At 44.3% G+C, this 15,814-nt stretch carries 15 protein-coding genes and 1 pseudogene; 6 read left to right on the top strand and 10 right to left on the bottom strand.

Features of this window, described 5'->3' with window-relative positions:
• Positions 1 to 169: 169 nt before the first annotated feature.
• The gene (locus tag QUB64_RS14865) at positions 170 to 385 is read right to left on the bottom strand and encodes a hypothetical protein (protein WP_333271145.1); all 216 of its coding nucleotides are present in this window, start codon (positions 383 to 385) and stop codon (positions 170 to 172) included.
• A gap of 16 nt (positions 386 to 401) precedes the next feature.
• Here QUB64_RS14865 and QUB64_RS14870 point away from each other — a divergent pair, with 16 nt between their 5' ends.
• Entirely contained in the window at positions 402 to 2,018 is a 1,617-nt protein-coding gene (locus tag QUB64_RS14870; RefSeq protein WP_333271142.1) for an NAD(P)/FAD-dependent oxidoreductase, read from the top strand.
• Positions 2,019 to 2,330: 312 nt separating this feature from the next.
• Here the strand turns inward: QUB64_RS14870 and QUB64_RS14875 are convergent, their stop codons facing one another.
• A complete protein-coding gene (locus QUB64_RS14875) occupies positions 2,331 to 2,882 on the bottom strand; it encodes a 1,2-dihydroxy-3-keto-5-methylthiopentene dioxygenase (RefSeq protein WP_333271140.1) in 552 nt (183 codons plus the stop codon).
• Positions 2,883 to 3,093: 211 nt separating this feature from the next.
• Here QUB64_RS14875 and QUB64_RS14880 point away from each other — a divergent pair, with 211 nt between their 5' ends.
• From QUB64_RS14880 to QUB64_RS14890, 3 genes are all read left to right on the top strand, one after another.
• Entirely contained in the window at positions 3,094 to 4,059 is a 966-nt protein-coding gene (locus QUB64_RS14880; protein ID WP_333271137.1) for a M48 family metallopeptidase, read from the top strand.
• Between the two features lie 300 nt (positions 4,060 to 4,359).
• A complete protein-coding gene (locus tag QUB64_RS14885; protein WP_333271135.1) occupies positions 4,360 to 4,785 on the top strand; it encodes a DUF4359 domain-containing protein in 426 nt (141 codons plus the stop codon).
• 233 nt (positions 4,786 to 5,018) lie between these two features.
• Entirely contained in the window at positions 5,019 to 5,576 is a 558-nt protein-coding gene (locus tag QUB64_RS14890) for a TerD family protein (RefSeq protein WP_333271132.1), read from the top strand.
• Positions 5,577 to 5,690: 114 nt separating this feature from the next.
• On the opposite strand, the gene hpsP is transcribed toward QUB64_RS14890, so the two are convergent.
• The 3 genes and pseudogenes from hpsP to QUB64_RS14905 all read right to left on the bottom strand — a co-directional run.
• A complete protein-coding gene (hpsP, locus tag QUB64_RS14895) occupies positions 5,691 to 6,908 on the bottom strand; it encodes a hormogonium polysaccharide biosynthesis glycosyltransferase HpsP (RefSeq protein ID WP_333271129.1) in 1,218 nt (405 codons plus the stop codon).
• Positions 6,909 to 7,176: 268 nt separating this feature from the next.
• The gene (locus tag QUB64_RS14900; protein ID WP_333271126.1) at positions 7,177 to 8,256 is read right to left on the bottom strand and encodes an LLM class flavin-dependent oxidoreductase; all 1,080 of its coding nucleotides are present in this window, start codon (positions 8,254 to 8,256) and stop codon (positions 7,177 to 7,179) included.
• 62 nt (positions 8,257 to 8,318) lie between these two features.
• A pseudogene (locus QUB64_RS14905) lies at positions 8,319 to 9,236 on the bottom strand (RNA-guided endonuclease InsQ/TnpB family protein); the annotation flags it as partial.
• A 1,310-nt stretch (positions 9,237 to 10,546) separates the two neighbouring features.
• Between QUB64_RS14905 and QUB64_RS14910 the strand changes: the two are divergent.
• Entirely contained in the window at positions 10,547 to 11,692 is a 1,146-nt protein-coding gene (locus tag QUB64_RS14910; protein ID WP_333271124.1) for an AAA family ATPase, read from the top strand.
• On the top strand, positions 11,685 to 12,311 hold the full coding sequence (locus QUB64_RS14915; protein WP_333271121.1) for an RloB family protein: 627 nt from the start codon (positions 11,685 to 11,687) through the stop codon (positions 12,309 to 12,311). The genes QUB64_RS14910 and QUB64_RS14915 overlap by 8 nt, the downstream gene beginning before the upstream one ends.
• Positions 12,312 to 12,371: 60 nt before the next feature.
• On the opposite strand, the gene QUB64_RS14920 is transcribed toward QUB64_RS14915, so the two are convergent.
• From QUB64_RS14920 to hpsN, 5 genes are all read right to left on the bottom strand, one after another.
• Positions 12,372 to 12,524: a hypothetical protein gene (locus QUB64_RS14920; protein WP_333271119.1), complete on the bottom strand. Its 153-nt coding sequence runs from the start codon at positions 12,522 to 12,524 to the stop codon at positions 12,372 to 12,374.
• 46 nt (positions 12,525 to 12,570) lie between these two features.
• Entirely contained in the window at positions 12,571 to 12,750 is a 180-nt protein-coding gene (locus QUB64_RS14925) for a hypothetical protein (protein ID WP_333271117.1), read from the bottom strand.
• Positions 12,747 to 13,094, bottom strand: coding sequence for a hypothetical protein (locus tag QUB64_RS14930; RefSeq protein WP_333271115.1), 348 nt, complete (start codon positions 13,092 to 13,094; stop codon positions 12,747 to 12,749). Before QUB64_RS14930 ends, QUB64_RS14925 begins: the two co-directional genes overlap by 4 nt.
• Before the next feature lie 263 nt (positions 13,095 to 13,357).
• Positions 13,358 to 14,527, bottom strand: coding sequence for a hormogonium polysaccharide biosynthesis glycosyltransferase HpsO (hpsO, locus tag QUB64_RS14935; protein ID WP_333271113.1), 1,170 nt, complete (start codon positions 14,525 to 14,527; stop codon positions 13,358 to 13,360).
• A gap of 310 nt (positions 14,528 to 14,837) precedes the next feature.
• Complete coding sequence (gene hpsN, locus QUB64_RS14940) at positions 14,838 to 15,806, bottom strand: hormogonium polysaccharide biosynthesis glycosyltransferase HpsN (protein ID WP_333271111.1); 969 nt, start codon at positions 15,804 to 15,806, stop codon at positions 14,838 to 14,840.
• Positions 15,807 to 15,814: the final 8 nt, after the last annotated feature.

The following is a 15,814-nucleotide window of genomic DNA, read 5'->3' on the forward strand; positions in this document are numbered from 1 at the left end:
TTTCATAAGCTACTCGCCAGTCGTTTTACCAATTACCAATTCCCAATTCCCAATTCCCAATTACCAATTCCCAATTCCCAATTCCCTGTTTTACCAATTACCAATTACCAATTCCCAATTACCAATTACCAATTACCAATTACCAATTCCCTGTTTTACCAATTCCCCATTACCAATTCCCCATTCCCCATTCCCCATTCCCAATTCCCAATTCCCAATTCCCTATTTTGCCAATTCCCAATTCCCTATTTTGCCAATTCCCAATTCCCTGTTTTGCCAATTCCCAATTCCCCATGCCCCATGCCCCATGCCCCATGCCCAATTCCCCATCCCCAATTCCCCATGCCCCATGCCCCATGCCCTGTTTGCCCAATTCCCCACTCACTTGAGAATTTATATATATGTTACGAATAACCGAAATCAAACTTCCCTTAGATCATCCTGAAGATGCGATCGCCAGCGCCATTCTCAAAAAGCTGCAAATTCCCCCCGCAGAATTGCTCAGCTATACCATCTTCAAGCGCAGCTACGATGCTCGCAAAAAAGCAGAAATTGTCCTTGTCTACATTGTGGATGTGGAGACAACACAGGAAAAGCAACTTCTCCAACGCCTCAAAAAAGACCCTCATGTGCTGGTAACGCCAGACATGAGTTATCGCAACGTCGCCCAAGCCCCCAGCAATTTGACGGTTCGCCCCATTGTGATCGGTACGGGGCCGTGCGGGATGTTTGCAGGGCTGATGCTGGCACAAATGGGGTTTCGCCCTATCCTGTTGGAACGGGGGAAAGCTGTGCGCGATCGCACCGCTGATACCTTTGGATTTTGGAAACAAAAATCAGCATTCAATCCCGAATCTAACGCGCAGTTTGGCGAAGGTGGTGCGGGAACTTTTTCCGACGGCAAACTCTACAGTCAAGTTAAAGATCCTCAGCATTACGGGCGCAAGGTGCTGACAGAACTTGTGAATGCGGGAGCTTCACGGGAAATTTTATATATTAATAAACCGCATATTGGGACATTAAAACTGGTGGGAATTGTCCAAAATATGCGGGCAAAAATTGAATCATTGGGCGGAGAGATTCGGTTTCAAACTCGTGTCGAAGATATCCACATCGAAAATGGCAAAGTGCAGGGAATTACCACCGCCAGCGGAGAATATATTGCTAGTAATTATATAGTTCTGGCGGTGGGACACAGCGCCCGCGATACTTTTCAAATGCTGTTCTCGCGCGGAGTTTACATCGAGGCTAAACCTTTTTCGATTGGTTTTCGGGTAGAACATCCGCAGAAGCTAATCGATCGCTGTCGTTTTGGCGATCGGGCGAGCCACAAGCTTTTGGGTGCCGCCGATTACAAATTGGTTCACCATTGCCAAAATAATCGTTCTGTGTACAGTTTTTGTATGTGTCCCGGCGGTTTGGTAGTGGCGGCGGCCTCGGAACCGGGGCGACTGGTGACGAATGGGATGAGTCAATATTCTCGCAATGAACGCAATGCTAACAGCGGGATTGTGGTGGGTATTACGCCGGAGGATTATCCCGGTCATCCGCTAGCGGGAATTGAGTTTCAACGCCGCCTAGAAGAACGGGCATTTGAGTTAGGAGGTAGCACTTACAACGCCCCCGGACAGCTTGTAGGTGATTTTTTGGCGAATCGCCCTTCCACGGCCCTAGGTGCTGTGCAGCCTTCTTATACGCCGGGTGTTGTGATGACTGATTTGAGCGCAAGTTTGCCGGATTTTGCGATCGCAGCTATCCGCGAAGCACTTCCGGCTTTTGACAAACAGATTAAAGGATTTGCGATGGATGATGCGGTTTTAACTGGTGTAGAAACGCGCACTTCTTCACCAATTCGGATTAAGCGCAAGGAGGATTATCAAAGTTTAAATACAGAAGGCCTTTATCCGGCTGGGGAAGGTGCGGGATATGCGGGTGGAATCCTGTCGGCGGGGATTGATGGGATTAAGGTAGCGGAGGCGGTTGCTTTGAGTATATTGAACAATGCTGGTCTTGGTTGAAGAGTCGAATTTGCAAACTCAAGCTGTAGGGTGCGTCGCCATTAAAAATCTCTGAATAAAAATCGACAATCTGATAGCGACGCACCTGATATCTTCAATAGGCTTGCATTCCATGTGCAAGCTTTCAATTCCTTCAATTATCTGCGTTTATCTGTGTTTGTCTGCCTTAAATCTGCGGTTTATGTATCAATCAAAGACTTATGCAATTCAACTTTAATGGGTCATGCGTAAGGTGCGTCGCCATGAGATTGTAGGTAGAATTTAGGGATTTTTCGCAGGCGACACACCCTACAAATATTATTACGAACCTTGTTACGCCACAGCTAAGCGGAAACGAATTTCCGTATCCGTATATTCCGGCGTCCAGCCTTCAGTCGTGGTAAAATATCGCACAGCTTTAATTTTCCGAGTCGCAGTCAAATAAAACCAGTGTTCTGTATTCGCCGGGACGTTGATAAATTCTTCCGGCTGTACCGTAAGTTCGACTTGGCTACCATCTGGCCGCACGAAGCCGAAAATTCCCTCGCCTGCTACGATATAGCGCACTTCATCGTCGGCGTGGATGTGACACTTACTGAATTTCGACAGCAAGGTGTCGAGGTTGGGAATGTCTGGATGCAGTACGATTAAGTCGCGGGATTGATAGCCTGCGGTTTCCTGGAGTTGTTGGAAGTAGCCGTCGAGGGCTTGCAGCACTTGCTCTTTTTCGCTGTCGCTGAGGGCATCTTTGGCTAACAAATTTTGAATTTCTGGGCCCTCACCCACGGGCCAGCGGTTGAGTTGAATGTTTAAGGGAGCCAGTTCGCGGGTAATATCGCTAAGTTGAGTGTAGGTTGTACCGTTTTCGTGTCGCAGGATAGCCATTTTTGCACGTTCCAAATTGTTGAGTGAGGCGATACAGAGGCACTTTGCCAGATTTTTGTCGATCGCACCTGCCGCTGAAAAACCATTTTAACGCTAATTTGAACAGGCAAGATGCCTGTTCCACAAGAGATAATATTGATAAGTCAGGCGCCAGGTAGCAACCGCAGCGATCGGCAATACTGATATCTTGAATGTAACTTTTGCAACAACTATGCCTACTTATACAGGAATTTCTAGCGAAGCTTTTCAGCATCCCCTCGATCGCCAAGCCGAGGCCGCATTGCGTAGCGTACCGGGATTTGACTTAATTGCCAGCAAATTTGTAGAATTTGTCTACGAACGACCGCAATTCGTTTACCTCATGGGAAATAGCATACAAGTCGGGCCGCGCCAATATGCTAGCATTTATCATATTTTTCGAGAGTGCGTGCAGGATTTAGATATTTTTCCAGAACCGGGTTTGTTTGTGTCTCAGAATCCCGCTGTTAACAGCTATGCTCTCGGAAAAAATCAACCATATATAGTCTTAAACACAGGTCTTTTAGATTTGTTGGATGAGTCGGAAATCAAAGTAGTTCTGGCTCACGAGTTGGGACACATCAAATGCGGTCATCCAACTTTAAATCAAATGGCGATGTGGGCGATGAGCATCGCATCGACAATTGGCGAGATGACTTTTGGACTGGGCAATATTGTCGGCAGCGGTTTAATTTTCGCTTTTTATGAGTGGCGGCGGAAGGCTGAATTATCTGCGGATCGGGCGGCTTTGTTGGTGACAGATGATTTGAATTGTGTGATGAAGACGATGATGAAACTTTCGGGAGTTAGCAGTAAATATGCTGACCAATGCAGTTTGCAAGAATTTATCCGCCAGTCTGACAACTATCAAGATCTCGATCGCGACAATCTCAATCAAGTGTATAAATTTTTACTTTACAACGGCGGCCAAGGCGTGATGCTGAGTCACCCTTTCCCGGTGGAAAGGCTGCGCTATTTGCGAGATTGGGCGACTTCCGAGGAATATCGGCAAATTAAGCTGGGTAACTACAAGCGGGCTGTAGCTGAGGGTGCGGTTGATGTGAAGTCTCAAGCATCTAACAGCGAGGCGGAGGCTTTGCGCCGTCAGATTGAAGAATTGCAGCGGGAGATCGATCGACAAAAATCTAAGCAAAAATAAGTTTAGGATGTGCCGCAAGTACCTTGCGGCTGTAATTAGCGCCTTCAACCACTGTTTGCGTAAGTCTTTGAAAATTTACCGGATTTGGGGGAGGGAGGAAAGTAAAAGGAAGACAGGCTGCGGATCTCCCATCCCGCTACCTCGGAATTATATTTGAGTGCGATCGTTCTCAATAGCCAGAGCTTGCACTCGCAACTCGCCTCCAATCTCAAAACTGTCCTCTCTTTTCTGAAATCTGTTTCTCAGAAGGTGTAGTTTAAATCTAGATAAGCTTATAACTCAATCGGGCTAGGAAAAAAAATGATTATTGATAAACCAATGAATACTCACAAGCCAACTTCTAATTTTTTCGGCAATGTCGGAAAAGTTGCGATCGCCCTAAGCGTGCTAGCCGCCGGGATGGCATTTACAAATCCTCCGAGAGATAAATACCTAACTTATGCTTCCGGCGTGCTCCAAACCGAGTTGGAAAGCACTGTGTGCAAGGATTCTCGCGTACCTAAAGCTTTGAGCGGGGTTGCAGAGACTCTGATCGGGAGTTGCAAAAATTTGCTGACTTCGCAGCGCGGATCGATCGAACACTTGCTCGACAATACAACGGAACGTCAGAACTTAGGCGTTGTCAGCGTTTACACAACTCAACTGGGTAAAAAAAGCTATCAAACGGTTGGAGCTTTTGGCAATTTCGTTACCCTCCCACCTAGTTCCGAAAATGCTGAAAAGTAATGTCAAATTAAGTTCAATTATAAAAACCGGGTTTTAGATCTAACCCGGTTTTTACTTGCGTAATTCTATGCCAGTAAATCTCGAATAATTCGGATAATGGCAGTACATATTTTTAATCAAGCCCGCGACTCTCATCAAAATATTAAATTTTATTAAAGACGAAAACTTATCGTGCCACTTAATATTAAAATAAGCAAGATAAAATTTTATGTTTGACAAATAAGCAGATGGCAATGCAATTAAGTAAGGGAGAGAGATTTAATCTCTCTCAAGAAGCGCCGGATTTAAAAAAAATGGCGCTCGCCCTCGGTTGGCAGGTGACAGAGGCAGGACAAAGCTACGACATTGATGTTTCTGCGTTTATGCTAGGTGCTGACGGCAAATTACCTAACGATAAATATTTTATCTTTTACAATAATCTGCAATCCTCTGACGGTTCCGTACTGCAATCGATTCCGGCAAACAACCCAGGTAAAGAAAATAAGACTATTTACGGCGTTATCTTAGAAAAAGTTAATCCGGAAATTGTGGAAATAACTTTTGTTGTCACTATTCACGAAGCAGATAAAATTAATGCAACTTTTAGCAATATCAGAAATAGTTTTATCAAAATTGTCAATTTGGATACCGGAATCGAACTCGTTCGGTATGAATTAACAGAGACTTTTACGCGAGAAACGGCTCTAGAATTTGGTCGTTTGTATAGAAAGAATGGAGAGTGGAGATTTCAGGCGGTAGGAGCAGGATATCAAGCTGGATTAAAGAGTTTTGTTGACAAGTATTGTAGCTGAAATAGCAATTAGCGATCCTAAATCATTTGTGTAATTGTTGTAGGGGCAATCCCCCTGTGGTTGCCCGGGGGTAGGCACGGCGGGGCACTACCCCTACAAATCTTCATGAATCATTTAGGATTGGTTCATAGATACCAAAATGTGCTGGTAAGCATCGATGGTTTGTCGGGCGAGATTCTCCCAGTTATAATACTTTTTAGCATAAGCTTGCGCGTTAAAGCCCCTGCGCTGCCTTTCCTGTGGTGCGAGGAGGGCTGATTCGATCGCACGGGCGAGATCCCCTACCTCCAGAGGCACCACCCAACCCGCCTCCGCTTGCTGGATGTCTTCCCAGATGTAAACGCGATCGGAAATAACCACAGGTACACCCGCAGCCATCGCTTCTGCTACAGCAATCCCGAAGTTTTCGTAATAAGAAGGCAACACAAATAAGTCAGCTTTTCTCAACAGTTCAGCTTTTAAATCACCGCTAACAAAACCCGTTATTGTTGTAAATTGTTCTAAACTTAATTTTTTTATTTGGAGTTTAATTTGGGTTTCGTAATCGGCATCTTGGGGATTAGAACCTGCTAAAATAAAGTTAAATTTTATACCATCTGCTAAAATACTTTCCAGCGCAGTAATTAGCAATTCTAATCCTTTTTTGGGTTCGATTCGCGACATAAATAATATGATTGGTATTTCCGAATCAGGCAATATTTCAGGGTAAATATCTGCCGTCACCCCCAATGGAATTATCAAATCTTGTGGCACAGGCATCTTGCCTGTAAAATCTTCTTGTGGCACAGGCATCTTGCCTGTGCTATCCAAACCAAACCTTTCTGAAATTTTAGCTTCTTGTTTGCTAGTGAAATGAATTGCTGCCGCACCTGCTAAATTAGGGCGTTCTAAGATTGCCGCATAAATCTGTTTCAAGAACTTTTTTTTCTGCAAATCTGCGGGGTCAAGCATACCGCAGGGCCGGATAATATACGGTAACTTGTGATATCTGGCAATTGTCGCGGCGAAAGTAGTTACTGGCGAGAACAAAGCGTGAATGTGAGCGAGGTTAAATTGCCGCGCATTTTCATTCAACCACTGCAATAAACTCAGAGAAAACTTATATCTGCGAAACGGAGAACAGCGGAAATAAATAATCTCATAGCCGTTTTGTTTGATTGGTAGATTTAAGGGCACATCTAAAGGATCTTGACCGATATCTCCGTTACAATTAGTGGTGATAATTGTGACATCAATACCTTGAGAAGCGAGGGCGGCAGAAAGCCCCAATACCATTTGACTTGGGCCGCCGTAGACGAGAGAAATTGAAGGGATAATTTGAAGGATTCGCATGATTAGCCCTTGGTCTTAGTTGCGGTAGCTGGTTGTGTTTTTTTTATATAAAAAATTGCCAGAAGATTTGCACCTTATACTAATTTTGTATGAGGCTGCGTACAATAGCGGGTCAGCGCGATCGTCTCTTGGCTCTGCGCTCTATTTTCAGCTTGCATATATTCTATGCAGCTTCACATTAAATTGGTATAAGTCAGAGCAACAGTTTCTTCCCTAACCGAAGAATCACCGTCCCGGATCGGGCGGTGAGTGTCAAGCCAGAGGTCTGTTAGACAGACTCGAACTTCGGTGCAACTTCAGTTGTCAAAGCCGATATGGATTCGCGCCAACCTTGCAGGTTGTCCAAGTGGTCGTAGGAAATCGCCAGCAGCGTTCCAAAACCGCCAGAAGATTGCAGCATTTCCCCAATTTTGTCAGTCACGGTCTCCGGAGTCCCGACGATCCAGCAGTGCTTTGCTAAATACTCAACCGTGACATCCGAGTCCGCTACGTCTGGATGGTGCTTGCAAGCTGAAAGCGCACCCAATTTTTTGAAAAATGGCAAGAAATAATTGCGGTAAAAATCTCCCATCGATCCGTTTACCGTCTTTTCCCATGCCTCACTCTCGCTAGAGGCAATGTAGATGTCGCGTCCCACGCGCCAATTGCTGCGCAAAGGTATCCGGTTAGCAGCAGCAGCACCCAGAGAGTAAGCGTCCCACTGACTGGCTAAATAAGTATCGCTGTAGGAGATGCTGACGGGGATAAAACCTCTGAGACCGGACCAATGCAAACTCGGAGACTTCGGGCTGAAACCGGCCACGGCAATCGGCGGATAAGGTTGCTGGTGCGGCGTGAGATGAAAATTGAACACCCCGTCCAAATCAGGTTCGGGGCGGCGCACCACCCAGAACTTGCCTCGATACTCGAAGGGTTCGGAACTCTGCCAGAGTTTGAGCATAATTTCCAGGGATTCTTCGGTCATTTCGCGATTTTGACCTGCCATACCGTCTACGTCGAACATCGCCCAGTCTGTTGGGACGCCGCCGGCACCGATGCCCACGATTAAGCGGCCTCTGGAAATGCGATCGAGCCATGCAATGCGGTGCGCCAACTCAGCCGGATGGTGATACGGTAACAAAAAAGCTCCGGTACACAAAATCAAATTTTGAGTTTGCAAAATTGCCTGGGCAATCAGCAAATCGGGAGAAGGAAGCGGCTCCATTCTCACCGTGTAATGTTCGCCAATCCATGCTTCGCGACAGCCTGCTTTGTCGAGGAATTCGAGATAATCAAGATTGTGATAGTGTCCTTCTGCATAGTCCCGACCTGGTGGATGACCCGGCATCATAAAGACTCCTATTTTCATGCGGCTTTGCCTCGTTGTGACGTTTTCTCCCGTTATACTCGTAAGAGTATAACGGGAGTTTCCTAGAATAGAGATAGCTGCACGCCATCCCAACCCCAGGCTTCAGGCTTCACAGGTTGGGTATCCCCTTGACCTCCACCCGCAGAAACGATGTGACCCACCGCCTGTAACGCTTTATTTAATATATTGACCGCAGCATTTTCATCACGGTCTAAAATTAATCCACAGCTCGGACATTGATGAGTCCGAACTGATAAGGTTTTGGGAACCTTTACCCCACAACCAGAGCAATTCTGCGATGTATTGTGCGGCGCAACTTTAACAACACGAACTCCGCATTTTACTGCCACTGATTCCAGTAGGTTAATGAACGCACTCCACGCAGCATCATAGATTGATTTTGCTAGTTTTGAGTTACGGGCAAGGTTCTTTACCTTGAGGTCTTCTACTGCAATTAAGTCGTATTTCCTCGTTAACTGATAAGCAGTCTTGTAGTGGAAATCTTGACGTTGGCGGGCTATCCTCTGGTGAATCCGGGCTACTTTATTTTGCTGCTGCTTCCAAGCATTTGACCCCAGCTTTTTACGCGATACCTGTCGTTGCTGACGGGCTAAATGTGTTTGTGTTTTCCGATAGTGCTGTTGAATTGGTACAGTCTGACCATTTGAAGTAGTAAGGAATTCTTTGAGCCCGACATCTACACCAACAACATCCTCAACTGCATCTATAGGTAAAGGATTTGGTACTGAATTATCGAGCAGGCTAAAACTTATATACCAGCCATCTGCTTGACAAATAATTGTTGCCGTTTTGATCTCAAACCCTTGCGGGATAGGGCGATGCAGATTTACTGGTATTATTCCCAGTCTCTTGATTCTCAACACCTCACCTTCAAGAAAACAGACAGCTTTAGGATGATTGACTCGCGAGAATGTGAACGAGCGCAACGAGCCACTTTTCTTGAACTTGGGGCGTCCGCCTCGGTTCCCGTTCGAGTCTGGTACTAACCACCGCGACCAAGCTTTATCGACCCGCTTGAGATTTTATTGCTGGATTTCGTGGTAAATATTTTTGTAGGCTGGAAACAGCTTTTTAGTTTGCTTAAGTTGGGCTGATTCGTTCTAAAAGGTTGGTTTAAATTTTGGTATCTCTCCCCCACAGCTCAGAAATAATAGAGCAACGGTCAACCTGATATCTGGTGCGGTTTAGCCAATCAAAGCGATTACCTAATACCCAGTTACGATGCCGGCGCAACAATTCTAACCAGTCAAACATTACTGCCTGCTGTTCTAAACTTGGCTTAATCTTCTACTGGTAAGTTAATCGCATATTTACCTACAAATATACTATTAGTATAACATTAATTACTTAAAAGTTGCCGTGCTTTTATTAGTTTTGCAAGAATTCGTCTCCCGCTAATACTTCTGTATATAACGGGAGTCCCCTTGTTGCATCCGTTATGGGGTTTGTCAACAGGTAAGGATCGGTTAACCAAGTCAAGACCGACGGACATACACTATCCGTACAGTGCGCTTCGGTGCACCCAGCCCGCGTCAGCCGTCCTCTTTTAAAACGCCACTTTTACGTTAATTCCGAACGGCAAAGGTCGTACCGCAAACAAGCTTGAAAGCGAGGGCGATGAAACTGATACACTGCGGCCGTTGCCGTTGGCTGCAACGGTTGCAAGTATAGTTGTATAGATCGACTTCTTCAGGTTGGTGGCAGCCTAAATGCGAACCACACAGCAGGTACTCAGGCGAGGGAATCAATGTTAAATGCTATCTTTGACAGCTTTGTCTAACACAGTCCGCTCAGTATCATGGTACGAGGTCTGATGGAACGTGTCTTTAGCAACGAGCAACTAGACACCATCTTTGAAAAAAACGCTCGCAACCAGTACGCGCCAGAGCAATTCCCGATCGGGGGCGATCGCTGGGCCCTGTGAAAGCTCAAATCCATACGCAGCAAGGCAATCAAAGAGCGATCGGGGGATAGTGAGGGGTGAAACCCTCTAGTTTGTTGCGATCGCTCCACCGTGTCGGTAGCTTCTACTCAAACCCATATGCAGCAAAGAAATCCAACAGCGATCGGGGCATAATTAGGGGTCTTACCCCTAATTATGCTCCGATCGCTAGCAATGAATCTTTGAGTAGTCAAGCTTGGATGAGGCTTGGTGGAGCCACAACTATGAGGGAAGGACGCGGGATGCCCGAGCAGGATTGAACGATCCCTACTTTAAAAGCAATGCCAGTCTCGAAGTAATGTATTTGAAATCAATCATAGATTAAAATTGCTAAAAAGTGCTGCTATTTATGGAGCCAATGCCAGCGGGAAAAGCAATCTTGTTGCTGCTGTTAACTTTATGAAGTGGTTTGTCCTCAACTCATCCAAAGAAACGCAAGTTTCAGAGGCGATCGATATTGAAGCATTCAGGCTAAGCACAGAGACAGAAAAAGAGCCATTTTTCTTTGAAATAGTTTTCTTGCTAGAAGGCAAAAATTTTAGATATGGTTTTGAGATTAATTCTGAACAGGTTGTTGCTGAGTGGTTGTTTCAAAGTGATGAAGATTCAGAAAAAATGCTTTTTGAACGGGATTTTGACAATTTTATATTAGATGATTTCCCGGAAGGGCAAGGCATTAGCGATCAAACTAGAAGCAATGCTTTATTTCTTTCTGTTGTCGCACAATTTAATGGTAAACTTTATGGCAAAATTCTGCTGTGGTTCAGTAAAACTTTGCAATTGATATCAGGCTTGGAAGATAGGCAATACCGCAAGGAAACTTTAGAGTCTTTTGAGAACGATCGCCACAGGCATGATATTATTGAATTCATCAAAAAATTAGACTTGGGTATTGCTGATATCCAAATCACAAATAAACCTGTATTTATTTCCCAGAAAACCGCCTTATATAGTAGTTCATACGGTAGTTTATATCCTAATTCTGAAATTAAACCAGCCGTGAAAACAGTTCATCGGAAATATGATGCTGATGGTAAGCAGGCTGCTATAGAAATATTCGATATCGAAAAGCATGAGTCTGAGGGAACAAACAAATTGTTTGCATTAGCAGGGCTGCTTCTCGATATTTTGAGGACAGGAAAGATTTTATTAATAGATGAACTTGATGCCCGACTTCATCCGTTGATTACTCGTGAATTAATCTGTTTATTCAATTCTAACGAGACTAATCTCTACAACGCACAGCTTATATTCACGACACACGACACAAATCTGCTCAGCAGCAAGACTTTTCGCCGAGCTCAAATATGGTTTACCGAGAAAGACAACAAGGGCGCTACTGATTTGTACTCTTTAGTAGAGTATAAAGTAGAAAAAAATGCCTCATTTGAGCGCGATTATATCATCGGGAAGTATGGCGCTATCCCTTTTATTGGTAATTTTAAAGAACTTCTAGGTGAACTTTATGACTAAAAAAAGTTCGTCCCGAAGAACTATTGATTACTATAAGAGAAAAGTTAAAAATAGAAGATGGTTTTTAATCGTTTGCGAAGGTGAAAAAACCGAACCAAACTATTTTAGAAGTTTCCCGGTAGACACAAAGGTAATCAAGCTTGATCTCAAGGGAGAAGGGAAAAACACGAATAGTTTAGTAGAAAAAGCTATTGAGTTAAAAAATGACTCAGAATACGACGAAAGCGATCGATTTTGGTGTGTCTTCGATCGCGATATTAACGGTAAAAATTCTAAGGACGCGCCAAATTTTAATGCTATGACTATTGCCAAAAATAACGGCATTAAAGTAGCGTACTCCAATGATGCTTTTGAACTTTGGTATTTACTACACTTCTATTTTTATAATACTGGAATTTCTCGCAAGGATTATCAAAATAGGTTGACGAAGTTGCTCGGACACGAGTATCAGAAAAACAGCGAGACGATTTACGAGGAACTGAAAAACAAACAACAGGATGCGATTAAACACGCAAAACGGCTGTTGTTGGAATACGATCGCCCTAATCCTGAAAGTGATAATCCTTCGACAACGGTGCATCTGCTAGTGGAAGAACTGAACAGTTTTATTCCTGATTAGTCGGGGATTTTGATAGTACATACATCCGATTCTAGGCTTACCCAAAAAGTGTTTGACCCGCTACTTATACCGATCGCGTGCGCCGTGCACATTTGTGGTGATAATTGTAACATCAATGCCTTGGGAAGCGAGGGCGGCAGAAAGTCCCAGTACCATTTGACTCGGGCCGCCGTAGACGATAGAAATTGAAGGGATAATATGGATAATTCGCATGGGGCTAGTTCTTTAAATCAAAATACCAACATTTCCCATTACAAATTTAATTATCTGGAAAAGGCTGCCCGCCTAGCTGTTCAGCTTCTTCTCTCTTTGTTGCTGTAACTTGGGTATTGTGAGATACTTTCTTAGAAAAATCATACATTTCACTGGCTTTGGCTTCAGCGGCTTTCACAATTTCCAGGATTTCTAAGAGCAGGCTTTCATCTGGTAATTGTTTCATGGCAATACCTCTAATTTTTCAATTACTTGTTCGATCGCGATTTTAACTTCTGGAGCCATATGTAGCAAAGCTGCTAAATAATCTCCTGCTTTTTGAACATCTTCATCTGGTACATCAGCCAGCAAAATATTGCTCACAATGTTCTCTGCTTGTAAGCGAGTACCTGCTACGCAGAATTGAAAATTACTGATCGCAGAAAAGTATTGCATCAGTATTTCATTTTCGGGAAAAAGAGACAGGGATCTTCTCAGTGCAAAAAGTCCCTGCGTTGCTTGGCGATCTGTATCGTCTAGTACCTGGTAGAGTTCGTCAACCAAGGGTCGTATGTCGGAAGGAATAGACATTTACCACAGTTTTTATTTGACACTTGCATTATACTGCTAATTAGAGGTCAGTAGTCAGTAGTCAGTAGTCATCAGGAAGAAGGAATTCGTCAGTAGTCAGTAGTCAGTAGTCCTGCCGTCGGGCCGTCATCAGGAATTCGTCAAGCGTGAAGTCGGAAGAAGGCTTGAGTTATGGTTGCGAAAACAGGAATAATACATATACAGCAAGCTTGAGGGCGATGGGAGCTGTATTTTACGTTTAATTAGGTCGATTTACTTAAAAGTTATAATAATTCTTTGTAAAAGTCCAATAACTGCTCTGCTAAAGCTTGATTTGTATAATTACTCATGGCTCTATGATAACCCCGATCGCCCAAATCAGCAGCCAACTCCGGCCGTTCCATCAATTTCTGCAAACAATCGCGCAAAACCCCTGCATTTCCCTCCGGGAAGACTAACCCCGCATCGCCGATGACATGGGGAATTTCGCCGCAGTCGGAACCGATAACTGGAATTTTACAGGCCATCGCTTCAATTAAAACATGACCGAATTGTTCTTTCCAACCCACAGCAGTCAAAGTTTTGAATTTATAGCTGGTTTGCGAGGGCAATACCAAACAGTTCATGAGGTTAATGTAGGGGGGTATTGCCTCATGGGAAACGCTTTCTACCCAGATTATTCGGTCGCTGATGCCCCATTCTCTACATTTTTCTTCCAAGTGCGATCGCAATTTTCCTTGTCCTACTAACAGCCACTTCCAAGGGAGTTTCTTCAACCCTGCCAATGATTCAGCTAAAGTTAGCAGTCCTTTTTCTTCGACAAATCGCCCTACAAATCCTACCACAAAATCGGTCGGTTCAATACCGAATTTGCGACAGAAATCAGCGTCTTTACCAGTAGGCAAAAATAAAGTTTCATCTACTCCGAGTTGCGGCATTACTTCCATCGCACCTGTGTAGCCCCGCTGGTGCAAAATTTTAGCTCCGTCTAGGTTGCCGGCAATAATTCCGTCGGTGTTATGAAGATTGCAATTTTCTAATAGAGAAATAGGCCATTTCAATTCATAAGATAGGTTCCACCAGGTAAATAATATATTTTTTGCTTTGAGTTTGAGCAATTTATTGAGTAAAATTAACTGGGTGTAGGCTAGGGATTTAGAACCTTGTTCGACTTGGATAATCTGCGGTTTAAATTCCTGCAAAACTCTAATTAGATCGATACCAAATGTTAGCAATCCTTGATTGTTTTGGCTGAAATTTGAGAGGGGAACTACTTTGAATGACCCTTCTTGACTGAATTGCGTTTCTATAATTTGATTTTGTACGCCTCCGGGTTTCCAGCGTCGCGGGACTACAACTGTTACTTCAATATCGGGTTGGAGGTGTGCTAATATTTTGAATTTTTCCCGATTGATGTCAACTATATAGGTGTGGCTAACAACCAAGATTCTCATTGTTCAGTCATTGGGAATGGGGCATGGGGAATGGGGCATGGGGAATGGGGAATGGGGCATCTTGCCCGCTCGCGAAGTCGAAGGGTGGGCATGGGGCATGGGGCATGGGGCATGGGGGGATTGTAATTGGTAATTAGACCTCTTGCAAAAGTCACAAATTATCTTGAAACTATCTGCGTCTATCTGTGTTCATCTGCTTTTCATCTGCGGTTCCTGTATTAATCAAAGATTTATGCAAGAGGTCTATTGTAATTGGGAATTGTAATTGGGAATTGTAATTGGGAATTGTAATTGGGAATTGTAATTGTAATTATTTAATGTTATCTTGACGAGTGTAAACTTGTCCGTCGTTCCATAGGGATTTGATGAGTGTATTGAGGGCGCTAAGGGAGCCGAGGATATAAAAAGTAAGTCGAATGATGATTTTAAGGGGCGATCGGCTTTTATGACAAGGTGGCTTCCCCAAAACGTGACAGTCAAAGAGTTTGGCGAAAAATCGCAGGCATTGAAAGGCTGTTAAATTTTTCAATCCCATCAGGAAGTGGTTGTGATAAAATGTGATTTGATATTCGATCGATCGCGTACTGACATCGTGACATCCGCCGCTTTCTTCCCCCAAGTGAACTAAACAAGCACTGGGATCGTACCAAATTTTCATGTTAGTCGATCGCAATCTCAAACAAAAATCCGACTCCTCCCGCACCGCACTCCCGACAAACCGCTCGTCAAACGTCAAACCCCACTCAGCAAAAACTGAGGAGCGAAACGACATATTGCAGCCTCTAGCCGATAGTACCTGCTGCGGTTGGACGGTATGCACCAAATCGATAAAATACCAAGCAATGCCGGCATCCATTGCTTCTGGGGGCAAAAAGTCGATCGTCAAATCGCCTCCAGAATTACCCAGTTTCATTCTGTCAAAAACCCTACCCGCCACACATCCCACATCCGGTTTTTCTAAATAATTGCCAGCGTGAGCCGCTAAAAAACCATCTGGCAATTGTACATCATCATCAATAAATAAAATAATCTCTCCCACTGCGCGCCGCACTGCATAATTTCGAGCTGCCGGCAAACTCGCCCAATCTACCCGAAACCACCTAATTTTACCAGCATTTGCCAATTCCTCTAAATAAACTTGAGTTTCCGATTCGTGGGTGCGAGTTTGATCGATTACCAGCACTTCAAAATTTGGGTAATTTTGCCGAATCGCGTCAGCCAATGTCTCTCGCAGGGGTTGCTCGCGGTTGTAGGTAGGTATCACAACAGAAATCATCATTCGCAGTT

Origin of the sequence: Microcoleus sp. Aus8_D2 (assembly GCF_036702665.1) — a bacterium.
In the GTDB taxonomy this organism is placed as follows: domain Bacteria; phylum Cyanobacteriota; class Cyanobacteriia; order Cyanobacteriales; family Microcoleaceae; genus Microcoleus.

Coding starts and splice junctions, on each gene's coding strand:
- QUB64_RS14870 (WP_333271142.1), top strand. CDS start 402: ATGTTACGAATAACCGAAATCAAACTTCCCTTAGATCATCCTGAAGAT.
- QUB64_RS14875 (WP_333271140.1), bottom strand. CDS start 2,882: ATGGCTATCCTGCGACACGAAAACGGTACAACCTACACTCAACTTAGC.
- QUB64_RS14880 (WP_333271137.1), top strand. CDS start 3,094: ATGCCTACTTATACAGGAATTTCTAGCGAAGCTTTTCAGCATCCCCTC.
- QUB64_RS14885 (WP_333271135.1), top strand. CDS start 4,360: ATGATTATTGATAAACCAATGAATACTCACAAGCCAACTTCTAATTTT.
- QUB64_RS14890 (WP_333271132.1), top strand. CDS start 5,019: ATGCAATTAAGTAAGGGAGAGAGATTTAATCTCTCTCAAGAAGCGCCG.
- hpsP (WP_333271129.1), bottom strand. CDS start 6,908: ATGCGAATCCTTCAAATTATCCCTTCAATTTCTCTCGTCTACGGCGGC.
- QUB64_RS14900 (WP_333271126.1), bottom strand. CDS start 8,256: ATGAAAATAGGAGTCTTTATGATGCCGGGTCATCCACCAGGTCGGGAC.
- QUB64_RS14915 (WP_333271121.1), top strand. CDS start 11,685: ATGACTAAAAAAAGTTCGTCCCGAAGAACTATTGATTACTATAAGAGA.
- QUB64_RS14920 (WP_333271119.1), bottom strand. CDS start 12,524: ATGCGAATTATCCATATTATCCCTTCAATTTCTATCGTCTACGGCGGC.
- QUB64_RS14925 (WP_333271117.1), bottom strand. CDS start 12,750: ATGAAACAATTACCAGATGAAAGCCTGCTCTTAGAAATCCTGGAAATT.
- QUB64_RS14930 (WP_333271115.1), bottom strand. CDS start 13,094: ATGTCTATTCCTTCCGACATACGACCCTTGGTTGACGAACTCTACCAG.
- hpsO (WP_333271113.1), bottom strand. CDS start 14,527: ATGAGAATCTTGGTTGTTAGCCACACCTATATAGTTGACATCAATCGG.
- hpsN (WP_333271111.1), bottom strand. CDS start 15,806: ATGATGATTTCTGTTGTGATACCTACCTACAACCGCGAGCAACCCCTG.